Consider the following 10,478-nt stretch of genomic DNA (forward strand, 5'->3'; position numbering starts at 1 on the left):
GGATCTCGAAGTCCATCGCACCCCTTGAACTGGGGTGTTGCGACGACCACTAGAACCTAAGGGACGGAGAGCCGGCCCCTTCCGGTCGTGACGGCCCGGACGGGACGTTCACAGGACGCGGGCGAGGACCTTCGCGTTGCGCCGCGGATCCAGCGACCGTGCCCAGCTCTCCGGGGCCAGGCGCGGAGCGACCGGGGCGAAGCCGTAGCGCAGGAAGAGACGGCCGCTTCCGGTCGTCGCCGTGAAGAGCGCGTCCAGGGACCGTGACCGCCCCTGCGTCAGCGCGGCGCCCAGGAGCCGTGCGCCCAGGCCGCTGCCCTGCCGGTGCCGCGCGACGCAGAAGTTGTACACGACTCCGGTCGCCCATCCCTCACTCGTCGGTTCGGGCTGCACACGCAGTGCCAGGCAGCCCTCCAGGGCGCCGTCAGGCCCCTCCGCCACCAGGAAGTCGGTGGCGTGCCAGGCGTAGACGTGAAACGGACGGGCGCGCAGCGCGCCGGAGCGGACGAACGGCCGTGAGAGAGCGGCGAGTCCGGCGGCGTCCCGGGGCCCGGCGGACCGTACAGAGAAGGTCGGAGCAGGAGGCAGAAAAGGCGGGTGGGGCGCGCGGGGCAGCAGCGTGGCAGGGCGCGGCGTGGCCGTGATCAAGGCGTTCCTTCCTCGGTTCCACCGTGCGGGACGGCCTTGTGGTCCGCCGTGTTCACCCCGATGAAACAGTCAAGCCAAGGTTAGCCTTACCTAAGACGGTCGCCAAGTCCCGTTCGTGCGGACGGCGCAGGCCGCGGCGTAGCCGGGCGGGCAGGCCACGTCGGTCAGGGTCCAGGCGCCAGGAGATCGGGGTGTCGGCCCCGTACCGACGTACGTCACCGACGGGTCCTCACCCAGGCCGATACCGACACCCTTCAGATACGCCTCCGTGCGGGCCCAGCACCGGTTCACCGCCGACGGGCGGGCCGGTAGCGGCAGGCCGGCGATCTCCGCCCGCTCGGCGGGATGCAGCATGGCCGCGATCTCTGCCGCCACCTCGGCGGACGGTTCCTCCTCGACGTCGACGCCGACCGGCGCGTCGGCGAAGGCGAGCAGGACGGCGTCTGCGGCGTGGGAGAGCGAGAAGTGCAGTGGTGCGCCGTGCACGGCGGGACGGCCGTGGGGCGCGCCGCAACCGGGGCAGGGCTCCTGGACGAAGCGCACCGCGGCCGGATCCCGTTGCAGATAGGCCCCGAGGAGCCGACGCAGCGCCACATGGGCGACGCGGTAGCGGTCCCGGTCGGTAGGACGCGCGAAGCCCCGGCACCGCGCCCGTTCATCGGGGTCGAGCAGGTGTTCGTGAGCTGAGGCGTACGGCGCGTACTCGCCTACGCGCACCGCCCACAGGTGGGGCTGCGCCGCGCCGGGCTCCCATGCATCGGGCAGCGGGTCCGCAGCAAGGAGCGCCGGAGCCGCCGTCAGCCGCACGGTCGTCTGCGGTACTCGTCGGTCCCCTGGACCGTGGCCTCAAGCGTTCTGCGCAGGACGTCGTCGAGATCGAGGGCGTCAACAAGAGCAGGCAGGTCGGGGCCGCGGTCGAGGAGCGGGGATTCCTCGCTCGTGGCCGGGACGACCCGGCGCGCCCCCGTCGCCCGGTGCGCCCGGAGACGGGCGTACCGCTGGGGAGCGTTGGCCGGCGCGCTCACAGTTTCTTCCCCTCGGTCGCCTCGCGTCCGTCCACGAAGGTCGCCACGATCTCGATGTCACCGATCCTCGAGGTGACGACGCGACGCGGGTCGTCCCCGAGGACCACGAGGTCGGCGCGCTTCCCCGGGGTGAGGGTGCCGGCCCTGTCGTCCCAGTGGGAGGCGTACGCCCCGGCGACCGTGTAGGCACGCAGCGCCTCGTCGACGGTGATCGCCTCCTCGGGTCCGATGGCCTGCCCCGAGAGGGAGGCCCGTTCCACCATGAACTGGACGGCGCGCAGCGGCGATCCGTCCGTGACGGGGCGGTCGGAGCTGCCGACCAGCGTGACGCCGTGGTCGAGGAAGGCCCGCCCGCGGTACATCCAGGGCGCCCGCTCCTCCCCCATGACGGCGGCGTAGTCGTCGCCGAAATAGCGCAGGAAGTTCGGCTGGACGACGGCGCTGACGTCGAGTCGGGCGAAGCGCGGGAGTTGGTCGGGGCGGATCAGGCCGGCGTGCTCGATGCGGTGACGAGCGTCGGGGCGGGGTCGCAGCCGCTGGGCACGCTCCAGGGCGTCCAGCGCCAGATCGGCGGCGCGGTCGCCGATGGCGTGGACGGCGAGCTGCCAGCCGGCGAGGTGCCCGTCCACGATGAGGTCGGTCAGAACATCGGGATCGTCCTGGAGTTGACCGGTGTGGGTCATGCCCTCGTACGGCGCCGTGAGCGCGGCCGTGCGGGCCATCATGCCGCCGTCGGTGTAGATCTTGAGGGCGCCGACCGAGAGCCAGTCGTCGCCGAAGCCGGTGCGCATCCCGAGGTCCAGGCCCCGTGGTATGCCGTCCTCCTGGTGAGCGGCGAGCGGCCGCAGGGTGTCACCGGCGGCCATGAGCTGCACGCGCAGGGGCAGACGGCCCTGGTCCCGGAGCAGTTGGTAGGCGCCGAGCTCGACGGGGCTGTGCCCCAGGAGACCGCCGCCGATGCCGGCCTCCGCGCACGCGGTGACGCCTTCGGCGAGGCAGAGGCGTCCGGCGTGCTCGATGGCGTCGCCGAGTTCGGCCTGTGAGTACGGCAGGCGAAGGCGCCGTGCGGCGGTCATCGCACTCTCGGCGAGGAAGCCGTCCTGGTGCGGAACGTCCGCCGGCAGCAGCTCCAGGACGGCGCTGTTCACGACGCAGGCGTGTCCGGAGTCGTGCATCAGGAACACTTTGCGGCCGTGACTGACCCGGTCCAGCTCGGCCGCGGTCAGATGGCGGCCGAGGGCCCGCTGGTCGTAGCCGCTGATGTCCACCCAGGCGCCGGCCGAGCGCTTGAGGGCGGCAGCCTCCTCGACGGCCGCGAGGACGTCCTCCACGCGCTCGCAGGGGGCGACGCTCGGCGTGCTCGCCTTGAGGCCCGTCCATGCCAGGTGGACGTGGCTGTCGATGAACCCGGGCAGGACGGTGGCCCCTTGGAGGTCGATGACCTCGCGGGCGGGCAGTGAGGTCACAGCCCCGTCCAGGCCCACGATGTGTCCCCGCCAGATGCCCAGGTCGTGGGCGACGGGGTGGTCCGGGTCCATGGTGATGATGTGTGCGTTGGTGAGCCTCGTGCAGAGCATGGGCGGTCCGTCCCTGGGTCAGGAGGTCTCGGCGGCCATCGCGGTGGCGGGCGACGCGCCCGCGCGGGCCGGAGTGCCGGCCGGCTCGTGCCGCTGGGGAGCGGCCGGAATCATCAGCGGGGTGCCGGTCTCGGGGTCGTCGATGATCCGGCACGGCAGTCCGAACACGTCCTGGACCAGTTCGGCGGTCATGACGGTGGACGGGTCGCCCTCAGCCGCGACCGTACCGCCGGGCTTCATGACGATGAGGTGGGTGGCGTAGCGGCACGCCTGGTTGAGGTCGTGGAGGACGGCCACGACCGTGTGCCCCTTGCGGGCGTGCAGTTTTGCGCACAGGTCGAGCACTTCCACCTGGTGCGCGATGTCCAGGTAGGTGGTCGGTTCGTCGAGGAGGAGGATGGAAGTCTGCTGTGCCAGCACCATGGACAGCCAGACGCGCTGTCGCTGGCCGCCTGAGAGGTCGTCGACGGGCCGGTCGGCGAGCTCCAGGACGCCGGTCTGCCGCATCGCCTCGGTCACGGCCGTCTCGTCCTCGGCGGACCACTGCTTGAGCAGCCGCTGGTGGGGGTATCGGCCGCGGGCCACGAGGTCGCCGACGGTGATCCCGCCGGGTGCCGTCGACGACTGCGGAAGCAGTCCCAGCCTGCGGGCGACCTCGCGGGAGCGGTACGACGCGATGGCCGCGCCGTCGAGGTAGACCTTTCCCGAGCGTGGCTTCAGCATCCGTGCCAGCGCCTTGAGGAGGGTGGACTTGCCGCAGGCGTTGGGGCCGATGATCACGGTGAACGAGTGGTCCGGGATGTCGACGCCGAGCCCCTCGGCCACCGTGCGCTGGTCGTAGGAGAGTGTCAGGTCCTCCGCCCGCAGGCGGGGGCCGCCCCGACGTCCGGCGTCGGTTCCGGACGTCCCGGTCGTCTGTGTCGTTCCAGTCATGCGCGGCTCTTTCGGGACTCGGTGACCAACAGCCAGATGAGGTACAGCCCGCCGATGGTGCCGGTGGCCGTGCCGACCGGCAGGAGCGCGGGGGCGAAGACGCGCTGCACGACGAGGTCGCTCAGGGAGAGCAGCGCGGCGCCCATGAGGGCGGAGGACAGCAGGGCAGGACCGGACGTGCCGGCCAGCCTGCGCGCCAGTTGGGGCGCGGCCAGCGCGACGAACCAGATCGGCCCGGTCACCGCGGTGGCGAACGCGGCCAGGGCGACACTGACCACCAGCAGCGCGGCGCGGGTTCGGCCCACGTTCACCCCGAGTGCCATGGCAGTGGTCTCGCCCATCTCGACCATGGAGAGCCGGCGGGCGAGGAGGAGGGCGAGCGGGAGCAGCACGGCGACGGCCAGGCCGATGGCGTTGGCATGGTCCCAGAGCCGGTTCCCGAGGCTGCCGAGGAGCCACGCCTGGGCCTCCAGCGCCTCCTGCCAGCTCGCCCGGGTGATCAGGTAGGAGTTGACGGCGAGGAGCAGCGCGCTGACGCCGATGCCGATGACCACGAGGCGGAAACCCTGGAGGCCCCCGCCCAGCATGAGCAGGTACACAACGGCGGCGGTCGCGAGGCCGCCGACGAGGGCGCCCAGCGCGATCTGGGTCATGCTGCCGTGCAGGACGACGATGACGAGCAGCGCTCCGGTGGCGGAGCCGTTGGTGAACCCGATGATGTCGGGACTGCCGAGCGAGTTGCCGGTCAGGCTCTGCAGGATCGCACCGCTGACGGCGAGGGCCGCGCCGACGCACAGCGCGGTCACCAGCCGGGGCATGCGGAGGGTGTTGACGATGAAGTCGGCTGCTCCCGATCCGCTGCCGACCAAGGCGTCGAGCACTTCGCCCAGGGAGAGCTCGAAGTCACCGGTGGTGAGCGTGACGCCCATGACGACCGTGACCACGGCGGCCAGGAGCGCCGAGACGGCGAGGGCACGGCCCTGCAGACGCAGGGAGATGCCCCCGGAACGGGTGCGCAGGACACGGCCGGTGACCACACGGGGCCGCGCGCCCGCCGGGCACGGTTCGGTCATCGGCGGCTTCGACTGCCGTACGGCTTTCACAGCATGACCAGCTTTCGACGGCGGCACAGCGCGATGAACAGGGGCGCGCCGATGAACGCGGTCACGATGCCGACCTGGACCTCGCCCGGCGCTCCGAGCACACGCCCCAGCACGTCGGCGCCCATGAGCAGGACGGGCGCCAGCAGCATCGAGTAGGCGAGGACCCAGCGTTGGTCGGTTCCGACCACGAAGCGGGCCACATGCGGCACGACCAGCCCGACGAACCCGATCGGCCCGGCGGCCGCCGTCGCGGCGCCGCAGAGCAGCATGACGCCGACGGCACCGAGGAGGCGCGTCCTGTTGACGTTGACGCCCAGAGCACGGCCCATCTGGTCGCCCATGGCAAGGGCGTTGAGGGCGGGGGCCAGCAGGAGTGCGAGGAGGAGTCCCGCGACGACGAAGGGCAGGATGACGAGGACCATGTCCATGCGGCGGCCCGCGAGCGCGCCGACCGTCCAGAACCGGAACTGGTCGAAGGCGCGCGGGTCGAGGAGCAGTACCGCCGAGTTGAAGGCGTACAGGACGGCGGTCACCGCCGCTCCCGCGACGACGAGCCGGTCGGGCGTGGCGACTTTGCGGCCGGACGAGCCGAGGACGTACACGAGGACGGAGGCGGCGGCCGCGCCGGCGAAGGCGAACCAGACGTAGCCGAGGGCCGTTCCGACGCCGAAGAAGGCGATGGCGACGACGACGCCGCTGGAGGCGCCGAGGCTGACGCCCAGGAGCCCCGGGTCGGCGAGCGGATTGCGTGTCAGTGACTGCATCAGGGCGCCGGAGAGGCCGAGCGCGATCCCGACGAGGAGCCCGAGGAGGGTGCGGGGTATCCGGTACTCGTGGATGATGACGGACGTCTCGGAGCCGTCCGGGGACCAGAGCAGGCTCCACGTCGCGGTGAAGGGGATCCCCCGGGTGCCGAGCCAGATGCTGAGGAGTCCGACGAGGACCAGGGCCCCGAGGGTGACCAGGAGGCCGATGCTCCGGAGAGCGGACGCTGTGCGGCGTGGTCCGGACACGGCCGGAGCCGGGTCCTTGGTTCCCGTTGCCGCCTGGGTTCCGACCGACAAAGACAACCCCCTGGCCCCTGGCGGCACGACGTGTGATGCGAACGATGTGAAGGCACGGACGACAGCCCGCTACTTAGGTGAGGCTAACCGAACGTCAGCAGCAGGTCAACGCGCTCACGGAGACCCGTCCCCCGGTTCCCGGACCGCCGTACGGGCACGGAGGAGGACCCGCTCATTAGAGTAGCCTTACCTAACCATCTCAACTCGTCGCGGAGGTACCGCATGCCCGATGGAGGGCTGACGGGGGCCCATGTCCTCCGGAGAACACTCAGAGGCCAACGCCGCCGTGTCGCCGCGGCATCCCTTCTCGGCATGACGCACCAGGGCTGTGAGGCCCTTGTTCCGGTCGTCATCGGGCTGGTCATCGACGAGGCGGTCGCGACCGGCTCCGCCTCCGCACTGCTGCGGTGGCTGCTGGTCCTCGGTGTCCTCTTCCTCGTGCTCTCCACCTGCTACCGCATCGCCGCCCGGGTCACGGACGGTGCCGGTGAGCACGCCGCCCACCGGCTCCGGCTCGATCTCGGCGCACGGGTGCTCGACCCGCGGGGCGGAGCCGACCGGGGCAGGCTGCCCGGTGCGCTGACCGCGGTCGCCACCGGTGACGCCGCCCGCGCGGGCGCGGTCGCCGCGGCCCTCTCGTACGCGGTGGCGGCGCTCGCCGGGCTCGCCATCAGCGCCGTGGCACTGCTGCGCATTTCGGTGCCGCTCGGCCTGCTGATCCTGCTGGGTGTGCCGCCCCTGCTGTGGCTGGGGCACCTGATCAGCCGGCCGCTGGAGCGGCGCAGCGAGGTCGAGCAGGAGCGGGCCGCCCAGGCCTCCGGGGTCGCCGCCGACCTCGTCTCAGGCTTGCGTGTACTGAAGGGCATCGGGGCCGAGGCCGCGGCGGAGAGCCGCTACCGGCACACCAGCGGTGAATCACTCCACGCCGCTCTCCGCGCGGCCCGCAGCAGGGCCTGGCACGACGGGGCGATCCTCGCGCTGACCGGCATCTTCATCGCCGTGATCGGGCTCGTGGGCGCGCACCTGGCGATCCGCGGCTCCATCAGTGTCGGTGAGTTCGTGGCCGCGGTCGGCCTGGCGCAGTACCTCCTGGGACCGTTCCAGATGCTCACGTACGTCAACGGCGAGTTCGCCCTGGGCCGGGCTTCGGCGGACCGCATCGCCGAAGTCCTCGCCTCACCGCCCGCCGTCGAGAACGGGAGGGGCCGGCTCCCCGAACCGCTCCCCGGCGGCCTGCGCCTTGTTGGCCTCACCCACGGGGCCCTGCGGGGGTGCGATGCCGACATCGCACCCGGCAGCCTCGTCGGCGTGGTCAGCAAGGACCCCGCCGCCGCGCACGACCTCCTGCTGTGTCTGGGCCGTGAAGTCGACCCGGCGCAGGGGGCCGTCGAGCTCGACGGCGTACCGCTCAGCGAACTCGACCCCGGCACGGCGCGTCGTGCCGTACTCGTCGCGCACCACGACGCCGCGCTGTTCGAGAGCAGCCTCCTCGACAACGTACGGGCGGGACTTGAGCACACGGACGAACACCTGGCCCGCGCGTTGAACGCCTCGACGGCGGACGACGTCGCCCGCAACCTCCCCGAGGGGGCCGACACCGTGCTCGCCGAGCGCGGTCGCTCTCTGTCGGGTGGACAGCGTCAGCGGGTCGCGCTCGCGCGGGCACTCGCCGCCGACCCTCCCGTCCTCGTCGTGCACGATCCGACGACCGCCGTCGACACGGTCACCGAATCACTGATCGCCGTCCGCCTGCGCGAACTCCGGCAGGGCCGCACCACTTTGATCGTCACGACGAGCCCCGCCCTGCTGGCCGAGACGGACCGCGTCCTGGTACTCGGCGACGGCGCGGTGGCGGCGGACGGCAGGCACCCGGACCTGATCGTCTCCGACGAGGCGTACCGGGCGGTGGTGCTCGCGTGACCACGGAGACGGCCATGACGACCGCACCGCTCACCGACGGCGCCCCCGCAGAAGGAACTCCCATGAGCGAAAGCACCGCGGACCAGCGGGCGCTGCTGCCCACCGCCTCCGCAGCGCAGACCCTCGCCGCACTGCGCGGGCTGCTGCGACCCCACCGGCTGCTCGCACTGTCAGCGGTCGCGGTTCTCGTCGTCGGAACGGCCGTCGGTCTGCTGACCGCCCCTCTGCTCGGCCGGATCGTGGACCTGGTGGTGGAGCGGCGCGGGCCCGACGCGCTCGTGGTGCCGATGGTGCTCCTCGTCGTCGTGGCCGTGGCGCGCGGCATCGCCACCGCGATCGGCAGCGCACTGGTCGCACGCCTGGGTGAAACGGTTCTCGCGAGCCTGCGGGAGCGGTTCGTCGCACGTGCCCTCCGGCTACCGCTCGAGCGGGTCGAGCAGGCAGGGTCGGGGGACCTGACGTCACGGGTGACGGGCGACGTGACCATCATCGGGAAGGCAGTACGGCAGGCTTTGCCCGAGTTCGCGGGAGCGCTGCTCACCATCATCCTCACGCTGGCCGGACTGGCCGTCCTGGACTGGCGTTTCCTGTGCGCCGTCCTTCTGGCCGTTCCCGTCCACATCCTGACCGTCCGCTGGTACATCCCGCGGGCCACCCGGGTCTACTCCGCGCACCGGGTGGCGACCGGTGCCCTCCAGCACCAGCTCCTGGACAGCATCGGGGGCGTGCGTACGGTGCGGGCCTTCCGCCTGGGAGAGCGCCACGGGAAGCTCCTGGAGCAGCGCTCCCAGAGCGCCGTGGACCTGGCTCTGAGCGGCATCCGCCTCGTGTCCGGGTTCTTCTCCCGGCTGAACGCCGCCGAGTTCATCGGCCTGGCGGCCGTCCTCGGCACGGGCTTCTTCCTGGTCGACCGAGGAGCCGTCAACATCGGTACGGCGACCGCGGCGGCGCTCTACTTCCACGGCCTCTTCAACCCGATCAACGCGGCGCTGTTCCTCATCGACGACGCCCAGTCGGCAGGCGCCAGCCTGGCCAGGCTGGTGGGCGTGTCGGAACTCCCCGTGGAGACCGAGCCGGCGAGCGACGCCCCCACACCCGTGGACGGATCGGTCAAGGTGTCGGCCCTGAGCCATGCCTACGTCGACGGCCACCTGGTGCTGTCCGACGTGGATCTGGAGGTCCGCTGTGGGGAGCGCGTGGCCCTGGTCGGGGCGAGCGGCGCGGGAAAGACGACTCTCGCCAAGCTCGTCGCGGGCATCCACCTGCCTGCGAGCGGATCGGTGTGGCTGGGCGGCGTCGACGCACGCGAGCTCGGCCGGGCGGGCGTACGACGCGCTGTGACCCTCATCAGCCAGGAGGTCCATGTGTTCGCCGGGCCGCTCGCGGAGGACCTGCGGCTCGCGAGGCCGGGCGCCACGGACGAGGAGCTGCGCTCGGCGCTGGAGACGGTGGGGGCGCTGGAGTGGGTGGAGAGTCTGCCCGACGGCCTTGGCACGGTCGTGGGTGAAGGCGGTCACCGGCTGACCGTCACCCAGACCCAGCACCTCGCCCTCGCACGGCTCGTGCTCGCCGACCCGCCCATCGCCATCCTCGACGAGGCCACCGCGGACGCCGGCAGCGCGGGCGCCCGCGTCCTGGAGACCGCCGCGCTCCGAGCGCTGCGGGGCCGCACCGGCCTCCTGGTAGCCCACCGGCTCCCTCAGGCCGCCACGGCGGACCGGGTCGTGGTCCTCGACCGGGGCCGTGTGGTCGAGACCGGCACACACGACGAACTCGTCGCGGCGGGCGGGCGGTACGCGGCGCTGTGGGCGGCCTGGTCGGCCAGCCGGAACGACACGTGATCACGCGCCTGCAGCGACTCCCGCGTACCGCAAGGGGCCCGGACCCCCACGGACGCCGTTTGTGAATCCGGGGCCCGAGTGACGACGGCCTGTACGACCCAACTGGGTTGTGCAGGCCGTCGTCGTGTTTCAGGGGTTGGCCATGTCGTTGCACGGGGCGGAATCGGCAAAGATCCCGGAGGAAAACGCGCGAGTGGCGCGTGTCGTGTTCCCGAAGGCCTGTTGGGCGATGCGGTTGCGGGAGGTACTGGAACCGGTCTTCGACGCTGCCGGCTTCTCCCCACTGTTCCCGGAGCGGGGGCGTCCGGCCGTCTCGCCGGCCCGACTGGCGCCGGTGCCGGGTGGCGCAGTTCGCGCCCCTGCCCCG

At 72.1% G+C, this 10,478-nt stretch carries 9 protein-coding genes; 2 read left to right on the forward strand and 7 right to left on the reverse strand.

The genetic code is table 11. The annotated features are described in order from the left end of the window. Nucleotides 1–108 precede the first annotated feature (108 nt). The 7 genes from IE198_RS10570 to IE198_RS10600 form a co-directional block, all read right to left on the reverse strand. On the reverse strand, nt 109–648 hold the full coding sequence (locus IE198_RS10570) for a GNAT family N-acetyltransferase (protein ID WP_373299819.1): 540 nt from the start codon (nt 646–648) through the stop codon (nt 109–111). Between the two features lie 90 nt (nt 649–738). After that, nucleotides 739–1,455, reverse strand: coding sequence for a 4'-phosphopantetheinyl transferase family protein (locus IE198_RS36330; RefSeq protein WP_229833828.1), 717 nt, complete (start codon nt 1,453–1,455; stop codon nt 739–741). Next, a complete protein-coding gene (locus IE198_RS10580) occupies nt 1,446–1,673 on the reverse strand; it encodes a hypothetical protein (protein ID WP_189885138.1) in 228 nt (75 codons plus the stop codon). The genes IE198_RS36330 and IE198_RS10580 overlap by 10 nt, the downstream gene beginning before the upstream one ends. After that, nucleotides 1,670–3,250, reverse strand: a complete 1,581-nt coding sequence (locus IE198_RS10585; protein ID WP_189885140.1) for an amidohydrolase — start codon at nt 3,248–3,250, stop codon at nt 1,670–1,672. Before IE198_RS10585 ends, IE198_RS10580 begins: the two co-directional genes overlap by 4 nt. An 18-nt stretch (nt 3,251–3,268) precedes the next feature. After that, the gene (locus tag IE198_RS10590) at nt 3,269–4,183 is read right to left on the reverse strand and encodes an ABC transporter ATP-binding protein (protein ID WP_189885141.1); all 915 of its coding nucleotides are present in this window, start codon (nt 4,181–4,183) and stop codon (nt 3,269–3,271) included. Then, entirely contained in the window at nt 4,180–5,256 is a 1,077-nt protein-coding gene (locus IE198_RS10595; protein ID WP_189885142.1) for a FecCD family ABC transporter permease, read from the reverse strand. The genes IE198_RS10590 and IE198_RS10595 overlap by 4 nt, the downstream gene beginning before the upstream one ends. A 26-nt stretch (nt 5,257–5,282) precedes the next feature. Then, nucleotides 5,283–6,350, reverse strand: coding sequence for a FecCD family ABC transporter permease (locus IE198_RS10600; RefSeq protein WP_373299820.1), 1,068 nt, complete (start codon nt 6,348–6,350; stop codon nt 5,283–5,285). A 222-nt stretch (nt 6,351–6,572) separates the two neighbouring features. Between IE198_RS10600 and IE198_RS10605 the strand changes: the two genes are divergently transcribed. Together IE198_RS10605 and IE198_RS10610 are read left to right on the forward strand one after the other, a co-directional pair. Further along, the gene (locus IE198_RS10605; protein ID WP_229833830.1) at nt 6,573–8,270 is read left to right on the forward strand and encodes an ABC transporter ATP-binding protein; all 1,698 of its coding nucleotides are present in this window, start codon (nt 6,573–6,575) and stop codon (nt 8,268–8,270) included. A gap of 62 nt (nt 8,271–8,332) precedes the next feature. Next, on the forward strand, nt 8,333–10,111 hold the full coding sequence (locus IE198_RS10610; RefSeq protein WP_189885145.1) for an ABC transporter ATP-binding protein: 1,779 nt from the start codon (nt 8,333–8,335) through the stop codon (nt 10,109–10,111). Nucleotides 10,112–10,478: the final 367 nt, after the last annotated feature.

Source organism: Streptomyces xantholiticus (assembly GCF_014651015.1).
Classification (GTDB): domain Bacteria; phylum Actinomycetota; class Actinomycetes; order Streptomycetales; family Streptomycetaceae; genus Streptomyces; species Streptomyces xantholiticus.